The sequence below is a fragment of the Simiduia agarivorans SA1 = DSM 21679 genome, assembly GCF_000305785.2.
Classification (GTDB): domain Bacteria; phylum Pseudomonadota; class Gammaproteobacteria; order Pseudomonadales; family Cellvibrionaceae; genus Simiduia; species Simiduia agarivorans.
On sequence record NC_018868.3, the window covers coordinates 3,387,301 to 3,403,752 of the forward strand.

14 protein-coding genes are annotated in these 16,452 nt (G+C 54.6%); 3 read left to right on the forward strand and 11 right to left on the reverse strand.

Annotated features, from left to right (window positions below; translation table 11 throughout):
- Positions 1–8: 8 nt before the first annotated feature.
- The 8 genes from M5M_RS15310 to prmA all read right to left on the reverse strand — a co-directional run bounded on the left by M5M_RS15310 (position 9) and on the right by prmA (position 10,138).
- Complete coding sequence (locus M5M_RS15310) at positions 9–989, reverse strand: HAD family hydrolase (protein WP_015048405.1); 981 nt, start codon at positions 987–989, stop codon at positions 9–11.
- A gap of 72 nt (positions 990–1,061) precedes the next feature.
- Positions 1,062–2,654 (reverse strand): arylsulfatase, encoded by a 1,593-nt coding sequence (locus tag M5M_RS15315; RefSeq protein ID WP_015048406.1) that lies wholly within the window; start codon positions 2,652–2,654, stop codon positions 1,062–1,064.
- 342 nt (positions 2,655–2,996) lie between these two features.
- On the reverse strand, positions 2,997–4,286 hold the full coding sequence (gene purD, locus M5M_RS15320) for a phosphoribosylamine--glycine ligase (RefSeq protein ID WP_015048407.1): 1,290 nt from the start codon (positions 4,284–4,286) through the stop codon (positions 2,997–2,999).
- Between the two features lie 168 nt (positions 4,287–4,454).
- Positions 4,455–6,038 carry a bifunctional phosphoribosylaminoimidazolecarboxamide formyltransferase/IMP cyclohydrolase gene (gene purH / locus M5M_RS15325; RefSeq protein WP_015048408.1) on the reverse strand — a complete coding sequence of 528 codons (1,584 nt, stop codon included), beginning with the start codon at positions 6,036–6,038 and terminating at the stop codon, positions 4,455–4,457.
- A gap of 96 nt (positions 6,039–6,134) precedes the next feature.
- Positions 6,135–6,419 carry a DNA-binding transcriptional regulator Fis gene (gene fis, locus M5M_RS15330; protein ID WP_042455827.1) on the reverse strand — a complete coding sequence of 95 codons (285 nt, stop codon included), beginning with the start codon at positions 6,417–6,419 and terminating at the stop codon, positions 6,135–6,137.
- 17 nt (positions 6,420–6,436) lie between these two features.
- Positions 6,437–7,426, reverse strand: a complete 990-nt coding sequence (gene dusB / locus M5M_RS15335) for a tRNA dihydrouridine synthase DusB (protein WP_024330478.1) — start codon at positions 7,424–7,426, stop codon at positions 6,437–6,439.
- Positions 7,427–7,623: 197 nt separating this feature from the next.
- Positions 7,624–9,060: a zinc-ribbon and DUF3426 domain-containing protein gene (locus M5M_RS15340; protein ID WP_015048411.1), complete on the reverse strand. Its 1,437-nt coding sequence runs from the start codon at positions 9,058–9,060 to the stop codon at positions 7,624–7,626.
- Positions 9,061–9,262: 202 nt separating this feature from the next.
- Positions 9,263–10,138 carry a 50S ribosomal protein L11 methyltransferase gene (gene prmA / locus M5M_RS15345; protein ID WP_016389708.1) on the reverse strand — a complete coding sequence of 292 codons (876 nt, stop codon included), beginning with the start codon at positions 10,136–10,138 and terminating at the stop codon, positions 9,263–9,265.
- A 177-nt stretch (positions 10,139–10,315) separates the two neighbouring features.
- On the opposite strand from prmA, the gene M5M_RS15350 reads away from it, so the two are divergent.
- A complete protein-coding gene (locus tag M5M_RS15350) occupies positions 10,316–11,344 on the forward strand; it encodes a LacI family DNA-binding transcriptional regulator (protein ID WP_015048413.1) in 1,029 nt (342 codons plus the stop codon).
- A gap of 28 nt (positions 11,345–11,372) precedes the next feature.
- On the opposite strand, the gene M5M_RS15355 is transcribed toward M5M_RS15350, so the two are convergent.
- The gene (locus tag M5M_RS15355; protein WP_015048414.1) at positions 11,373–12,338 is read right to left on the reverse strand and encodes an integron integrase; all 966 of its coding nucleotides are present in this window, start codon (positions 12,336–12,338) and stop codon (positions 11,373–11,375) included.
- Between the two features lie 677 nt (positions 12,339–13,015).
- On the opposite strand from M5M_RS15355, the gene M5M_RS20250 reads away from it, so the two are divergent.
- Both M5M_RS20250 and M5M_RS15360 read left to right on the forward strand, forming a co-directional pair.
- Positions 13,016–13,474 (forward strand): hypothetical protein, encoded by a 459-nt coding sequence (locus tag M5M_RS20250; RefSeq protein WP_144062480.1) that lies wholly within the window; start codon positions 13,016–13,018, stop codon positions 13,472–13,474.
- 408 nt (positions 13,475–13,882) lie between these two features.
- Positions 13,883–14,317, forward strand: coding sequence for an NADAR family protein (locus tag M5M_RS15360; protein ID WP_015048415.1), 435 nt, complete (start codon positions 13,883–13,885; stop codon positions 14,315–14,317).
- A 541-nt stretch (positions 14,318–14,858) separates the two neighbouring features.
- On the opposite strand, the gene M5M_RS15370 is transcribed toward M5M_RS15360, so the two are convergent.
- Complete coding sequence (locus M5M_RS15370) at positions 14,859–15,731, reverse strand: LysR family transcriptional regulator (RefSeq protein ID WP_015048417.1); 873 nt, start codon at positions 15,729–15,731, stop codon at positions 14,859–14,861.
- A gap of 24 nt (positions 15,732–15,755) precedes the next feature.
- Positions 15,756–16,247, reverse strand: coding sequence for a DUF6841 family protein (locus tag M5M_RS15375; protein WP_015048418.1), 492 nt, complete (start codon positions 16,245–16,247; stop codon positions 15,756–15,758).
- Positions 16,248–16,452: the final 205 nt, after the last annotated feature.

Below are 16,452 nucleotides of genomic sequence, written 5' to 3' on the forward strand. Positions count from 1 at the left end.
TACTTTGGTTAGTCCGGGTACACGCGCTTCCAATCCTGTTTCATATCGATGCGGGTCCATCCATTCGGTTCGATCAGATCCAGCGCTTGGTCCAGTTTGCCGACGTGCGACTTGCGGTCGTAGGCGGATTCTCGTGCGTTGTCCGTGTGGTGCACGATAGCGGCGAAGCGTGGACCGTTGCCGGCACTGGTCCACTGCAGCATGGCCAGGTCACCATCAGAATTGCCGAAGGCCATGAGCGGACGTTGGCCGATGATGTGGTGAATGGCCACGGGCTTGCCGCCTTTGTCGTTGACAAATTCCAGAGCAGGCTCGCGCATGAGCACTGGTGTATTCCCTTGCATGACAAATTGTGTGGCGATGCGACTGCCAATCACCTGCGGTGGTGCCACACCGTATACGCGCTCGGTCCAGGCGCGCATGAAGTCCACACCACCGCCGGATACGATGTAAACCGTAAATCCGTTGGCGCGCAGATAATTCATCAGTTCCAACATGGGTTGAAACACCATGGCGGTGTACAACTTGCCGGTAGCGGGGTGCTTGGCTGAACTGATCCACTGGCTGACCGACGCGCGGAATTCGTCGGTGCTCATGCCGCTGTGGGTGGCCATCATCATTTCAATCAGGGCTTTTTCGCCACCGGCCAGCGCCGACTCTAAATCACCTCTCAACACTGATGCGAAGGGTTCCTGGTTTTGCCACTCAGGGTGTTGGGGCGCCATGATTCTGATCTGATCAAAAATATAAAACGCCTGAAAATACAGCGGGGTTTCGCTCCACAGGGTGCCGTCGTTATCAAATACGGCAATGCGGTCTTTCTCAGGTACGTAAGTGGCTGCGCCTTTTTGAGTTGTTTTCGTCACAAAGTCGGTTATTGCCTGTTTGGTATTTCCGTCATGCCACGAAGGCAATGGATCTTGCGGTTTACACCCCAGGCTGACAAAAAATACCAATAGCACAAGCATTGCGCTGATTCTGGTTTTCATTCTGGACTCCTGTAAAAAGCAAAACAGCCAGGCAGTGCTGGCTGTTTATTGATTAACGTTTGCAGTGCCGAATCAGTTGGAACCCATATTGGAACGCAGCTGCTCTTCAATTTTGCTCAGGTTAAATGAACCGGGCGTTTGCGCCGGCGGGTATTCTTTCATGGACTGAAGGAACTTCGCCGCCAGCCCCTGAATGGGCACGATCACGTAAGGCCGATCCAGAAACCAGTCTTCGTAGGTGTTTGAATTGTGTTGCGATTTCTCAAACGGATCGCGACGCAAGTTGAACAGCAGTGGTACACGCAATTCCACAAAGGGTTCACGCCACACACCAAAACGCTGACCGCGGTTTTCCAGGAAAACCACTTTCCAGTCGTCGTAGCGTGCCGCCACCACCTGGCCATCATCGTTTACGTACCAGAATTCGTGGCGGGGGGATTCTTTGACTTTGCCGGTCAGGTAATCCAGCTGATTGTAACCGTCCAGGTGGGCCTTGTACGTGCGGCCATTGATCTTGGTGCCTTTTAACAAGCGCTGTTTGACCGTGGTGTCACCCGCGGCCGCGGCAAAGGTGGTTAGCCAATCTTCGTGCGAGACAATGCCATTCAACGTTTTACCGGCCGGGAATTTGCCGGGCCAGCGCACAAAGGTGGGCACGCGGTAGGCGCCTTCCCAGTTGGAGTTTTTCTCGCCCCGGAAAGGTGTTGTGCCCGCATCGGGCCAGGTGTTGTAGTGTGGACCGTTATCGGTGGAATACATCACCAGGGTGTTGTCGGCAATCTTCAGCTCATCCAGCAGTTTCAGGAACTGGCCGATGTGCAGGTCGTGCTCCACCATGCCATCGCTGTACTCGTCCTGCCCGGAAATACCGCGGTGTTCTTCTTTCACGTGGGTGCGGAAGTGCATGCGGGTGCCGTTCCACCATACAAACCAGGGCTTGCCGGCTTTGTGTTGTTCGCGGATAAATTCCATGGCGCGCTTTGACGATTCATCATCGATGGTCTCCATGCGCTTTTTAGTGAGCGGGCCTGTGTCTTTAACCTTTTGACCACCTTTCCCATCGGCCCACGAATGCATCACGCCGCGCGGCCCGAATTGCTGTTTGAAGGTTTTGCCGTTGGCCAGCACCATGTCGCCGGGGTAGTCGCGGTTTTCGGGCTCTTCTTCCGCATTCAGGTGATACAGATTGCCGAAGAACTCATCAAACCCATGCATGGTGGGCAGGTGTTCATCGCGGTCGCCCTGATGGTTTTTGCCGAACTGACCGGTGGCGTAGCCCAGCTCTTTCATTACCGAGGCCATGGTCACGGCCGATGCGGGCCAGCCTTCTTTGGCGCCCGGCAAGCCCACTTTGGTCATGCCGCTGCGCACAGGTACCGAGCCGCCGATAAACGCCGCGCGCCCGGCGGTGCAGCTTTGCTGCGCGTAATAATCGGTAAATGAAAGCCCTTCATTGGCGATGCGATCGATATTGGGGGTGTGGTAACCCATCATGCCGCGGTTGTTGTGGCTGATGTTCCAGGTGCCGATATCGTCGCCCCAGATCACCAGAATGTTGGGTTTGGGGCCGGCGTTGCTTTCTTCTGCGGCTGTGCAGGAAATAGACAGAGCAACCAGCAGGCTGGCGCCAAGCCAATTCAGTCTTCGTAACAATGAACGTTGCATTATGCGTCCTCTCTAATGCATGGATAGGAGATACCGCGCGGGCTTATAGTTGCCGTGATCCTAAGGGTATCGGGGCCATTGTAGAGGATTTGTGTTACGGAATGTGGAGCTGAGTGGTGTTGCGTTGCCTGGTTTGTTGATTTGGGTGCCAAAAGTTGCTGGGGTTGACCGGTTTCGGGTCGAACTGGCTAGATGGAAAAGACTAAATGGAGTTACTGTCTGGGGATTAAGTGCCAGGGGACATGTCCCACCGAGTCCCGTGTACGGGTTCAGACTCCCCCACACCAAAGCATGAAGCACTTGCGCTTCATGCTTTGGTGTGGGGGAGTCTTACTCCGGGTTTTACTTGCCTTGCTCGCGCGCGATGGCGCGGTAAGCGATGTCGTTGCGGTAGAAGCTGCCGTCCCACTCGATTTTTGCGGCGAGGTCGTAGGCGGCGCGTTGGGCTTCGCTCACGCTGTTGCCAAGCGCAGTAGCGCACAGTACGCGGCCGCCGTTGGTGACTACGCGACCTTCCACTACCTTGGTGCCAGCGTGAAAGACTTTGCCGTTATCGGACTGTGCGTCTTTCAGGCCCTTGATCACGTCGCCCTTGCGGTAGCTGCCGGGGTAACCGCCAGCGGCAATCACCACGCCCACGGCGGCGCGGTCATCCCAGTTGGCGTCGGCGCTGTCGAGGGTTTTGTCGATGGCGGCGTTACACAGCGCCACCAGGTCAGACTGCAAACGCAGCATGATGGGTTGTGTTTCCGGGTCGCCAAAACGGCAGTTGTATTCGATCACTTTGGGGTTGCCGTCGGCGTCGATCATCAGGCCGGCGTATAAGAAGCCGGTGTAGTCATTGCCTTCCGCCGCCATGCCGCGCACGGTAGGATAAATCACTTGCTCCATCACCTTATTGTGCACGTCTGCCGTCACCACAGGTGCGGGAGAGTAGGCACCCATGCCGCCGGTGTTGGGGCCGGTGTCGCCGTCGCCCACGCGTTTGTGGTCCTGGCTGGTGGCCATGGGCAGCACGTTTTTGCCGTCCACAATCACAATGAACGACGCTTCTTCGCCGGTGAGGAATTCTTCAATGACTACGCGGCAGCCAGCGTCGCCAAAGGCATTGCCGGAGAGCATGTCGCGCACGGCGTCTTCTGCCTGCTCCAGTGTCTCGGCCACTATCACGCCTTTGCCCGCAGCCAGGCCATCGGCTTTCACCACGATGGGGGCACCTTTCTCGCGCAGGTAGGTGAGTGCGGGTTCCACTTCGGTGAAGTTCTGGTATTCCGCGGTGGGAATTTTGTGACGGGCGAGAAAATCTTTGGTAAAGGCTTTGGAGCCTTCCAATTGCGCGGCACCTTTGCTGGGACCGAAACAACGTAAGCCCTGCTCGGTAAAATAATCCACCACACCTTCTACCAGCGGCGCTTCCGGACCCACTATGGTGAGCTGCACATTGTTGGATTTGGCAAAGGTCGCCAGCTTCTGGAATTCCATCACGTCGATGGCCACGTTTTCCAGCTTGGGTTCAGTCTCGGTACCGGCATTGCCTGGCGCCACAAACACTTTTTCCACGGCCGGATTCTGCGCCGCCTTCCAGGCCAGCGCATGCTCACGCCCACCGGAACCAATCACTAAAATATTCATAATTGTTTTCTCGTTACTAGAGCGTTTAGCTAATTTGAATTAAAAACCTCGGATTTTTCGTGCTGGCCAGGAGGCACTGCGCACAAGGCGGGCGCGTACATTGAGTACGCAACCAACTGAGCACAGCGCCGACGCCGCCAGCGCCGCAAAGGCGCGCTTTTAACCAAATTAGTGGCGGAAATGTCGGGTGCTGGTAAACACCATCGCCAACCCATGCTCATCCGCCGCCGCAATCACTTCCTCATCGCGCATGGAACCGCCGGGCTGAATCACCGCGGCAATACCCGCCGCTGCGGCATTGTCGATGCCGTCGCGGAAGGGGAAGAAGGCGTCGGACGCCATCACGCTGCCGGGCACTGCCAGACCGGCGTGCTCGGCTTTGATGCCCGCAATACGGGCGGAGTTCACGCGGCTCATCTGGCCGGCACCCACACCCACGGTAGCATTGGCTTTGCCGTACACAATGGCATTGGATTTTACCATCATGGCCACTTTCCAGGTGAACAACAGATCTCGCATTTCCTCTTCGGTGGGCACGCGCTTGGTGACCACTTTCAGATCGCTCTGGGTGATGGTGTCCACATCGCGGTCCTGCACCAACAGGCCACCGGATACGCGTTTGAAGTCCAGCGCAGCCAGACCGTTGGCCTGCGCATTGCTCCAGCTGCCACAGGCCAGCAGGCGCACGTTCTTCTTGGCGCTCACGGCTTCAACGGCGTCTGCCGCGATGCTGGGCGCGATGATTACTTCCACGAATTGCTTGTCCACAATCGCCTTGGCGGTGGCGGCGTCAAGCTCGCGGTTGAACGCAATAATACCGCCGAACGCCGATTCCGGATCGGTGGCAAAGGCGCGCTCGTAAGCCGCCAGAATAGAATCGGCACTGGCCACACCGCAGGGGTTGGCGTGCTTCACAATCACACAGGTGGGCGCGTCAAACAATTTGACGGTTTCAAGTGCAGCGTCGGTGTCGGCAATGTTGTTGTAGGACAATTCCTTGCCCTGCAATTGCGTTGCCGTGGCAATGGTGCCGGCGGCGGGATTTTTTTCCACGTAGAAGGCACTTTTCTGGTGGCTGTTTTCGCCGTAGCGCAGTTCCTGCACTTTGTTGAACTGGGTGTTGAAGGTGCGCGGGAAATGCTCGCTGCCACCCTCGACCAAACGACCGAAGTAATTGGCGATGGCGCCATCATAGGCAGCCGTGTGCTCGTAGGCTTTAATGGCCAGGTCGAAACGGGTTTTCAGACTGGTGGCGCCATTGTTGCCGGCCATTTCCGCCAGAATGTGCGCATAGTCGCTTGCATTCACCACAATGTTCACGTGCGCGTGGTTTTTGGCCGCGGCGCGCACCATGGTGGGACCACCGATGTCGATATTTTCCACCGCGTCGGCCAGTGAACAGCCTTCTTTGGCCACTGTCTGTTCAAACGGGTAGAGGTTCACCACCACCATGTCGATGGGTTTGATGCCGTGTTCGCTCATCACCTGCTCGTCGGTGCCGCGACGGCCCAGAATGCCGCCGTGTACTTTCGGGTGCAGGGTTTTTACCCGGCCATCCATCATCTCCGGGAAGCCGGTGTAATCCGACACTTCCACGGCGGGAATCTGGTTGTCTTTCAGCAGCTTGTAGGTGCCGCCAGTGGAAAGGATTTCCACGCCCTGGGCGTGCAGCCCCTGCGCGAATTCCACTATGCCGGTTTTGTCAGACACGCTGATCAGTGCGCGTTTAACCTGAACGAAATCAGAGCTCATGGTGTTGTCCTGAATATTGATAGCTAAAAACGTTAAATCAAAATTCCGTAAAACAAAAAGGGGTGTAACCACCCCTTCTCGTGCGCCGGCTGTAAATTACAGCAGGCCGTATTGCTTCAGTTTCTTGCGCAGGGTGCCACGGTTCAGCCCCAGCACCTGAGCGGCCTTGGTCTGGTTGTGGCGGGTATATTTCAACACCACTTCCAGCATGGGCGCTTCTACCTCAGCCATCACCATGTCGTAGACATTGGTGACGGGCTGCCCATCCAGGTTGCGGAAATAATTTTCCATTGCCTGGTCTACGCAATCACGCAGTGATTGATTTGCACTGATACCCGAGAAATTGTCTACCACAGTTTCTTTGGCGGGTGCCTCTGCCATAAAAGGTTCCAGTGTATTCATGCCGCTTTATCCTCTTTCAATCTCAGCTGTTCAAAAAAATTCTGAACGCTGGCATGTTGCTGTTTTGCACACTCTATCTGGTTGAAGGTTTTCCGAAACGCCGCCTCTTCGGGCAACGTTTTCAGGTACCACCCCACGTGTTTGCGGGCGATACGGGGCCCCATCGTTTCCCCATAAAACTGATGGAGGTGAGCCATGTGCTCGCACAAAATTGCTTGCACCTGCTCCAAACCGGGTTCACGCAAGGTGTCACCGGTTTGTAAAAAATGGTTGATAGCCTCAAAAATCCAAGGCTTGCCTTGCGCCGCGCGGCCAATCATCACGGCGGCTGCGCCGGTGTAGTCCAGCACCTGTTTGGCTTGCTGCGCGCTGGTGATATCCCCATTGGCCAGCACCGGAATCTGTACCGCCTGACAAATGCTGGCGATAGTGTCGTACTCTGCCTGGCCTTTGAAGGCGCAGGCCCGGGTGCGACCGTGTACGGCCAGCGCAGCAATGCCCGCATCTTCGGCAATGCGGGCAATGGTGGTGCCATTGCGCGCGTCCACGCTGGGGCCGGTGCGGATTTTCAGGGTAACCGGCACATCCACGGCCCTGACCACCGCGTGCAGTATCTCGGCTACCAGGGCTTCGTCGGCAAGCAATGCAGAACCGGCCGCTTTCTTACATACCTTTTTCGCCGGGCAACCCATGTTGATGTCGATGATTTCGGCACCCTGATCGGCGTTGAATCGCGCCGCCTCGGCCAGCATCAGAGCGTCGCCGCCGGCGATCTGCACCGCGCGCGGGCTGGCTTCAGCATCGTGCACCAGGCGCAAACGGGATTTGCGCGACTGGTACAGGCTCACGTCGCTGGTGACCATCTCGCTGGCGGCGAGCCCTGCACCAAAACGCAGACACAGTCGCCGGAACGGCAAATCGGTCACACCGGCCATGGGTGCAAGCACCGCTTGGCTATCGATGATGTGATGGCCGATTGTAAACAAGTGAACACCCTGGTCTTGCGTGAGTTGGAGCGGCCTCCGGGGCATATTTACGCCTTGGGGCCTCCCGAAAAAGGGCAGCTATGATACCCGCACGAGGGTGCGGGTTAAAAGCAGAAAATGCGCAAAATGGCGAAATTTTGATCTGGTTTTTTGCCGGGATTTATGCTTGCCGACCGGCCCTAGGGGCCGGTGCCGGCTCAGGGCACGATATGGGCGCTGTAATTCACCGCCTCGGGGCCCGGATCGAGAATTTCCAGCTCGATATGAATGGGCTGATTGCTGGGCATGATGGTCTGGCCGGCCAGTTCGCCACCCAGGTATTCACGCGGTGTGAATCGCCGGCTTGCCACAGGCTTGCCCTGCAGGTCGGAAAACTGGATCTGCAGGCGCGGGAAGGGCTGCTGGAATGCCGCTTTGTTCAGCAGCACCGCATCGATCAGCAGCGCGTCTTTCAGGCGTGGGTGCGAGCGCACCACCAGGTTGGAGGCCAGCACCTTTTCTGGCTGGCTCATGGGGGGCAAATCGCAGCCCAGAAGAGGACAAAACGCCTGGTAATACGGGCGGGTGGCCTCTGCCCGGCCCCAGGTGTCGATATTGTGTGCGCCCAGCTGCACAATGAAGGCAAGCAGCGCTGCAAACGATAAACCACCCCAGAGCAGGCGCTGAGGCCAGGGCGAGGACTCCACGTGAAAACCCAGCTCCAGCGGCTCCAGTTCGATGGCGCGCAGGGCTTCACGCTTTTCCCGCTGGTGCTCGTCTTCACCGCCGATTTCTTCCATGGCGGTAAACAGGGGTTCACGCGTGGGCTCCGGCTCGTCGTCATCTTCCAGACTGAACAGGTTGCGGCGGGGCGGCTCTGGTTCCTCTTCTTCAACAGCCTTGTGCTGGCCGGTGGTGCGGAAGGTGTCGCCGAGGGCGGCTTCGAGATCTTCATCGGTTAATGCCGAAAAGGTCCCGGTGGTGGCGCGGGAATACTCCTGCTTTTCTGCTGCAGAGCGGGCCTCCCGGTTATCGTCCTCGGCTTCTTCCAGAATATTCAGCGCCCAGGATTCGTCCACATTGTCCGGTTCGTCCTCGGGCTCTTCTTTCAGGTTACGTTCAAACAGCGACGTGGTGGCAGGGGTTTTCTTACCCTTGCGTTCGTAAATGTCGAAAAAGCTTTCCGACAACTCACCGGTACGGTCTTCATCTTTCTCGTCGTACAGGTCGTCGTGAATGAGCTGGTCGTCGTCCCACTCCGCTTCATCATCAATGGCTTGCTGGTTGAATTGCAGGCTGCCGGCTTTGGCGGACGCCTCGGGGCCTTTGCTCGCCGGTTTCGCCTGTGTTATGGGTTTGGCCGCTGGCTTCGCCGGTGCTGCTGGCTTGGGCGCCGCTGTGGCGGCGGACTTGGTCTGGGCTCCGGCGGCTTTGGCTTGCGCGGGTTTCGCAGCTGCCGGTGTTGCGCTGGCTTGCGCTGCAGCGGGTTTGGTCGTGGCTGCGGCTTTTGGGGCAGCTTTTACCAGGTGATCGGTTGCACGGAAAATCTGCAGGCAGGAGCCGCAGCGCACAGCACCCTTGGCACGATCCAGTTGTGCCTGGGTAATGCGAAATGACGTGCTGCACTGGGGGCAGCGGGTCACGAGATGGGTCATGAGCTTGAGCTTCCTTTTAGGCTCCGGGTACAACCTGCGCAAGGCCTTGTTGGCCCTTTATTCTATCGGGCATTGGTGTGAGCAGAGTTTAGTCGTTCGTGGAAATAAGGTAAATCGTGCCATTAGTTTACGGACGGCGCCGCCTGCAGGGCAGCCCCTGTCAGGCGGGTGGCCGGTTTATCGCCGTAAAATCGGCAATGGCTCACATTTTTAACCCGGTCAGCCGCACCCATTCTTCTTTTTGAGCCACAGGGTCGAAACGGAAATCCGGGTAGGCTGCCATCACCGTTTCGGCCTGGCTGGCGAGAATCCCCGACAAACACAATTGACCGCCGGTGCGCACCTGGCGGCTCAGCAGTGGTGCAAGCTCCACCAAAGGGCCAGCCAGAATGTTGGCCAGCATGATGTCGACCTCGGTTTCCGGTGCATCGGCCGGCAAATAGACAGGCATGGCATTTGCCAGTAACTGGTTTCGGGCGGCGTTGTCGCGGGTTGCCAGCAGTGCTTGTGGATCGATATCAACGCCCACCACTTGGTCGGCGCCCAGCAGCAGCGCGGCAATTCCCAGGATGCCGGAGCCACAACCGAAATCCACCAGGGTCTTACCCGCTAATGGCTGCCCGTCCAGCCACTGCAGGCACAGAAAGGTCGTGGGGTGTGTGCCGGTGCCAAAGGCCAGGCCGGGATCCAGCATCAGGTTTACGGCCGCGGCCTCGGGCGGTTGCTTCCAACTCGGGCAGATCCAAAGGCGCCCGCCACATTGGATGGGGTGGAAGTTATCCATCCATTCGCGCTCCCAGTCCTTGTCTTCCAGTTGTTCCCACTTGACCTGCAAAGGCGCGGCAGGCAGCTGACTGAGCAGCATCAGGCTGATGGCATCGGTATTCACGTCGGCATCGTATAAACCGGTAATGCGCGTGGCATCCCACAAGGGGGTCTCGCCCAATGCGGGTTCCAGGATGGGTTGATCGGCATCGTCCTGCAGGGTGACAGAAACCGCCCCGGTATCCATCAGCGCGTCTTCGATAGCGGGGGCCTGATCCCGGTTACTGTGGATGATAAGCTGCAGCCAGGGCATGGAGACCTCATGGGTAAAAACCGCGAGTATAACCCAGGCAGTGAAATAGGTGCGTTGGCAAATGGCTTGCCCTTGGCAGGCAGGAGTCATTTCTATAACCTGCAGTCATGCTGCGAAGACGGCACGCTACCGCTCCGGCGGGAAGCCAAACGATAAACGGACGAGCGAATTCAAGCGATGAAAGATAGCAGGCCAACCTCTCTGGACATAGCCTACCGGGCGGGCGTATCCCAATCTACCGTATCCCGCGCCCTGCGAGACAGCCCGCTGGTGAGTCTGGAGACGCGTGAAAAAATCAAAGCCATCGCACGCGAGCTCAACTACAAGGTCGACAAGGCCGCCAGTAATCTGCGGGCCAAATCCAGCCGCACGCTGGCGTTGCTGATTCGCGAAGACCCCACCACCGATGAGTCGCATATCAACCCCTTCTTTCTGTCCATGCTGGGCTCCATCACCCGGGCTACTGCCGCGCGTGGTTACGATCTGCTGGTTACGTTCCAGCAGCAAAGCGACGACTGGCATCGGGATTTTGAAGACAGTCACCGCGCCGACGGGCTGATTCTCTTGGGTTACGGCGCATACGATTCCTATGTGGAACGCTTGCGACACCTGTTGGAAGAAGGTGCGCATTTTATTTCCTGGGGCGCCGTGCATTCCAATCAGCCCGGTTGCTCCATTGGTTGCGACAATGAAGCCGGTGGTTACCTCGCAGGTCAGCACCTGCTTGGTTTGGGGCGTCGCAGGATCGCCTTCGTTGGAGATACCTCTGACAACAGCCCGGAATTCAGCGGGCGTTATCGTGGCTTTTGTCGCGCGCTGCAGGAGCATGGTTTAAGTCACTCGCCTGAATTGTTGGTGGCGGCTGAAACCATCGAGACGCTCGGCTACGAAGCCGTAGAAAAACTGTTGGAAAAAAACGTCGCGTTTGATGCAATTTTTGCCGCCAGCGACCTGATTGCCATTGGCGCCATACGGGCGCTGCAAAAGCGGGGAATGGCAGTGGGGGCGTCAGTCAGCGTGGTGGGCTTTGACGACATACAGTCTGCCGCCTATATCACTCCCTCGCTCACCACAATTCGACAGGACACCAACCTCGCCGGCGCAATGCTGGTAGAGAATCTGCTCCGGATTGTGGCCGGCGAAGCGGTGGGATCAACGCTGTTGGAGCCGAAATTGATTGTGCGGGAAAGCTGCGGAGCGGCGTGAGCCGTTGGCTTTCTTGTTCGCACCAGCGTTAAAAATTTTCTAAAGGGCTAATGACGCCCTGGCCACCCCGGTTTATTACGTGGGTATAAATTTCAGTTGTCTTTACATCGCTGTGTCCAAGCTGGCTTTGTACCGTACGGATGTCGGCACCGCGTTCCAACAGATGGGTTGCAAAAGAATGGCGAAGGCTATGGCAGGTTGCGTGTTTGACGATACCGGCGGCTCTCACCGCCTGCTTCACAGCCCGTTGCGGTACAGATTCCACAATGTGATGGCGCCGTTTTTTGCCTGAGCGTGGGTCCTGGCTCCAGCGTTCTGCCGGGAAAAGATATTGCCAGCCCAGCTCAAAGGGGGCATTTGGGTACTTGCGCTCAAGAGCATAAGGCAAAAATACACCATCCCATTGCTCATTGGCTTTGTCCTCCATAAATAATCCGCGGACTTTTACTATCTGCGCCTTCAATTGTTCAACAAGCGCTGGCGACAGGGTTGTTATGCGTGACTTTCTTCCCTTTCCATCGCGCACATAAACGCTCAGCCTGTCTAGGTCGACATCTTGTACCCTCAGGCGTACCACTTCCATAACACGCAATCCGGAGCCGTACATTAACCCTGCGGCCAGCCGCATGGGCCCGGACAAGGTATCAAACAGCTGCGCAATTTCCATATGGGTTAGTACAACCGGCAGTTTCTTTGGGCCCTTGGCTTTATGGAAGTCAGAAAAATCTCCCGGCTCGCGCTTAAGTACTTGCTTGTACATAAATACTAGGGCATTCAATGCGGTTTTCTGTGTGTTCGGACTCACGGTTCTGTTAAGCGCCAAATGGTTTAAAAATGCTCGTATATCTTCCGAATCGCCAATGGCCTCTTTATGCTTGTAAGCGTGAAACCGGATAAACGCGTTGGCCCAATAGAGGTAGGTATGCTCTGTGCGCATACTGTAATGCTTCAATTGAATCGCCCGACGTAATTCTGCGAGGAAGGGAGACTTCACCTTCAAATACCTTTTAGTGGTGCTGTTTATTTGTACAGTATCGCGGGGCTGGCGGGGATTTCAAGGATATGTGGCGTCTAGGCATATATCTTGGCGTTTAAATCTTCGTTAATTAACTAACCTATTGTTTTTAATGCTATTTTTGGTGTGTACTTCAGTGTCAGTTGGAAGATATGTGCCTTGGGGGCGCGATTAATCACGCTCAATATTGACCAAGGTCTGTAACTTGTTGATTATTGGAAAGTTTTAAAACTTCCGGAATGACTGCAAGGTGGATATGTGCCTCTGGGGCGCATTTAATCGCGCCTCTCAGTCACTGATTAAGACTGTTAAGTGTGCTCGGCTTTTTTAAATTGTCTGCCAGCATCAAGTAAGGCAGTAAAATCGAAGTATCCGGTATCAGGGAATGTGCCGCGTCAATATCGCAGTTTCTCCCGGTGCCAAAAAGCAGCCTCCAGGTGCAGCTAGTTCGTAGCATCTTTCGGCGCAATATTTAGGTTCCGCAGGCTCAGCCAATTGTGGCATTCTTGCGGTCAACATAACCAAGTTGTGGCTCCGCTTGCGCTTCGCAACGCGTTTCAAAGCAGCAAAGCGTGTCGCAACTTAACAAGCCAAGGCACCCGACCCAAAACGCTATGCGCGTTTTGGCCGGGTGCTTGGGGCGTTATGCAATTTGAATGAATAAACTAAGAAGCTATGGTTTAGTTAGTATCGCTGCATCGCTAGCATTCTTCGCTCTCGGGTTGCTTACCCATACTTTTGAAGCCGTCCCTGGCAAGATTGTTGTTTCGAAGGAAGTGTTCGGGTCTGCTGGTGGTGGCTCTTCTACCTATAAGAGTCCGATTTTATCTGGCAATGAATCTCCTACCGCATCATGGGTTTCAGTAGAGTACAGATACATATTAAATGGCAATGAGCATAACTCACGTATGATAGGGTTTTACTTGCCAGTAAACCTAAATATGCAATCACTTGAAAACGGACAAGCCGTTACTGTTTACTTGGCACCATTCAATTTGGTCTCAGTATTGAAGCGTGGCGCAGATTGGAGAATTGTTTTAGCACTATTTGGTCTTGGTATATGCCTGCTAATATTTTATGAATGGGCAATAAAAGCGAGAAGAGAAAATGCATAACAATCGCAACCAAACCGGCCTATCGGCCTCGACTCGCTACGCTCGCGTTTGTTGCGGGCGTTATTGAGCCTTTATTAATTTAGGGGTTGGCAAGAAAGGATTGGATTCAGATGCGTGCCACATTTCGGCGCGCCAGCATCAAGGAGTGTGCTGTCATCAGCATTGCAGTTTCGTTCCTGGTGCCAGTAGTTAGGCCCAATAGCCGGGTCGTACGGCACGCAGTAGTGTGGTGTGCCACTAAGCAAGTACAAAGCTGGGTCAAGTGCGGTATTCTTGTCCCATTGGTGGCCATAAGCTGTTAAACCTACGCTGTAGGATATTCAGTGCAAAAGGCCAATAACAAGCAAAAGCAAACCGACGCGCAAACAGCGCGCGCGGTTGTTTCGGGCGTTACATTGAAGACGTGAAATGACTATCTACTTCTATACCAAGAATGATGACTATGGAGATTTTTCTAATTTTTCCAGCCATGGAATAGAAATGGATGGTGTTTGGTGGAAAACAGTAGAGCACTATTTCCAGGCCCAGAAGTTTGAGATATCTACCTATAGGGACCAAATTCGGGAGAGCCATACTGCAAAGCAAGCTGCAGAGCTAGGTCGTAGCCGAAAAGTTCCAATCAGGTCAGATTGGGAAGAGATCAAAGACAGCATTATGGAAGAAGCAATATTAAGGAAGTTCCAAACACACGAAAGGTTAAGAGACTTACTTCTTTCCACCGGTAGCAGTGATATCGTTGAAAATGCTCCAGGTGACTATTATTGGGGCGCAGGAAAAGATGGTACCGGCTTAAATAAGCTAGGAAAAATATTGGTAAAAGTTCGTGCCAAATTGTCAATGTAACAAACGCAACCAAACCGGCCTATCGGCCTCGACTCGCTACGCTCGCGTTTGTTGCGGGCGTTAGAAGGCCAAGTTACCCACGATTAGTAGACACCCTGTATAGTTATATTAAGCTATATGGACGTGTCCTTATGGCACGCAAAAAACATCAGCATTACACCGAATAATTCTGCAAAGAAGCGATTTCTCGCTACTTATTTGGCTTTCCACCTTTTACCAGACTGTAGAGCATGGATTTCAATTTCTGCTGGTTTTGATCCGGAGGCATCATTGAAATGAAGTGCTCTGTGCGAATCCTGTACCGTTTTCTGTGAATATTACGTTTGGCCTGAAAGCTTCTGCTGTCGCGGTTCATGCGGGCTAATCCTACCAGCGAGGCTATTTCCTTTCTTTTTAGTTGGCCAAGCTCGGGTAGCTCGGTCATCAACGTGTAGGACAATACATTTCCCCCCTCCCTTTATGCTTAACATAAAACCTCGTTCCGCCGCCACTGAGCTATGCCTTCGATCGATTTGTGGAGAGCCTTATCAATTTTTTCAAATTACTTATTGTTGCCCACAACAATCTCCCTTTTTTTCTTCAGTGCAGAAATCAGCGCTTGCATCAGCCGCTTGATGCGAGGGAGGCCAATGAAGTCCGGGTGGGTCAGTACCCAGATATCCTGAAAAGGCATGTCGGGTGAGTTGTCTATCGGCGCCAGATTGGGAAAGTGGCTTGCAATGTAGTTTGCACCCCGGATCATGCCGTGGCCGTTAGCGGCAGCCTGGTGTCGGGCGGTCAGATCATCGATGCTCAAATGACAGGGTGCATCGGGATAGGGCGAGTCTGCAATCCAGGCATTGTGTTCAACCCCGGCCTGAGCGGTTATCCACTGCAGGTCCCGATGGTTCGTGTCATCAAGGTAGTCTTTACTCGCATAGTAATTTACGCCTATGGGAAACAGCCGGTGCCCAATCAGGTGGTCATCGGGTTGATTCGATACCCTGATGACCACCTGGGCCTCCGACAGGTCAAGATCCGCAAGCATGAACGACGATTCGATGGTCAGTTTAATGCCGGGATGTGCACGGCGAAATGCATTGATGTCATCGAGCAGTAGAAATTGAAGGATGGGTGGCGGCAGAGACAGCTTTATTTCGCCTGCCAGCGCAATGCGGTTCACCGCATACATGCGTTCATCTTCTGCAATCAGCTGCTCAATTTTTTCCGCTGTTTTTGCCAGCGCCACGCCCAACTCGGACAGCCGGTAATTGTTGCCTGCTTGCTCTACAATGGTGCTGGCGGACTTTTGATTGATCGAAGCGCACCTGCGTTGAACAGTGGAGTGGTTGACGCCCAGGGCTTTGGCTGCAGTACGTAAAGAGTTGCTGCGCTGTATTGCCAATAGAACCCGATAGTCATCCCAGTTGATCATTGAGCGTCCGTGTTATGAAATAAATCAGCGATAGTCGGGGTTGTGAACGGCAAAAGCGGTAATGCGCCATTCATTTTTTATTTTGTTCAGGAAATAAGTCGCGCCTACCCGGCTGAGGGTTTCGCCTTTCTCGTCGAAACGAACCGCGACGTTACTTGCCAGCGCCAGATTGCTGTCTAATAACGTAATGTCGACACTTTCCCAAGTGACCGATTTTACTCCTTTAGACTTGAGTGAGTCCAAGAAAACGGTGACTTGTCGATACATTTCATCTGACGTAACGCTCGTTGCGTCCCTTGCGGACGACATCACAACAAGATTGTCCGCATAGAGGTCAGGATTTTCGGGCAGCACACCTTGTGCAATGTAATGGTTGTATTTTCCCATGTAGCCGCTGAACAGTTTTTTTATCTCGGCTTCCGCTATGGCGGTTTGGCCATTGGTGCTGCTGTTAGCAGACAGGGGAAGCAGCATGGCCGTTAAAATTATCCCGCGCAGCAGTTGTGTGATTTTCATCTTTGATCCTTTATTTGTCGTGTTTTATGGGTGATCCTCAGGTCGAGTCTAACAATATAACCTTATGATTGGGTGGAGAGTTTTTTATCCTGCATGGTGCATATATGCACCACCTGCATTGGGGCTCACTCTGCTATTTCTGCCGGGGGTGAGCCCCGGGGGAAAGTTGGGCCACTGTGCTCAGTGAACCGCGTCTAAAGCACTT

Excerpts from the sequence above, each read along its gene's own strand:
- purH (WP_015048408.1), bottom strand. The coding sequence starts at position 6,038 with ATGAGCTCTGATTTCGTTCAGGTTAAACGCGCACTGATCAGCGTGTCT.
- fis (WP_042455827.1), bottom strand. The coding sequence starts at position 6,419 with ATGGCAGAGGCACCCGCCAAAGAAACTGTGGTAGACAATTTCTCGGGT.
- M5M_RS15370 (WP_015048417.1), bottom strand. The coding sequence starts at position 15,731 with ATGATCAACTGGGATGACTATCGGGTTCTATTGGCAATACAGCGCAGC.
- M5M_RS15375 (WP_015048418.1), bottom strand. The coding sequence starts at position 16,247 with ATGAAAATCACACAACTGCTGCGCGGGATAATTTTAACGGCCATGCTG.
- prmA (WP_016389708.1), bottom strand. The coding sequence starts at position 10,138 with ATGCCCTGGCTGCAGCTTATCATCCACAGTAACCGGGATCAGGCCCCC.
- M5M_RS15310 (WP_015048405.1), bottom strand. The coding sequence starts at position 989 with ATGAAAACCAGAATCAGCGCAATGCTTGTGCTATTGGTATTTTTTGTC.
- M5M_RS20250 (WP_144062480.1), top strand. The coding sequence starts at position 13,016 with ATGAATAAACTAAGAAGCTATGGTTTAGTTAGTATCGCTGCATCGCTA.
- M5M_RS15360 (WP_015048415.1), top strand. The coding sequence starts at position 13,883 with ATGACTATCTACTTCTATACCAAGAATGATGACTATGGAGATTTTTCT.
- purD (WP_015048407.1), bottom strand. The coding sequence starts at position 4,286 with ATGAATATTTTAGTGATTGGTTCCGGTGGGCGTGAGCATGCGCTGGCC.
- M5M_RS15350 (WP_015048413.1), top strand. The coding sequence starts at position 10,316 with ATGAAAGATAGCAGGCCAACCTCTCTGGACATAGCCTACCGGGCGGGC.
- M5M_RS15315 (WP_015048406.1), bottom strand. The coding sequence starts at position 2,654 with ATGCAACGTTCATTGTTACGAAGACTGAATTGGCTTGGCGCCAGCCTG.
- M5M_RS15340 (WP_015048411.1), bottom strand. The coding sequence starts at position 9,060 with ATGACCCATCTCGTGACCCGCTGCCCCCAGTGCAGCACGTCATTTCGC.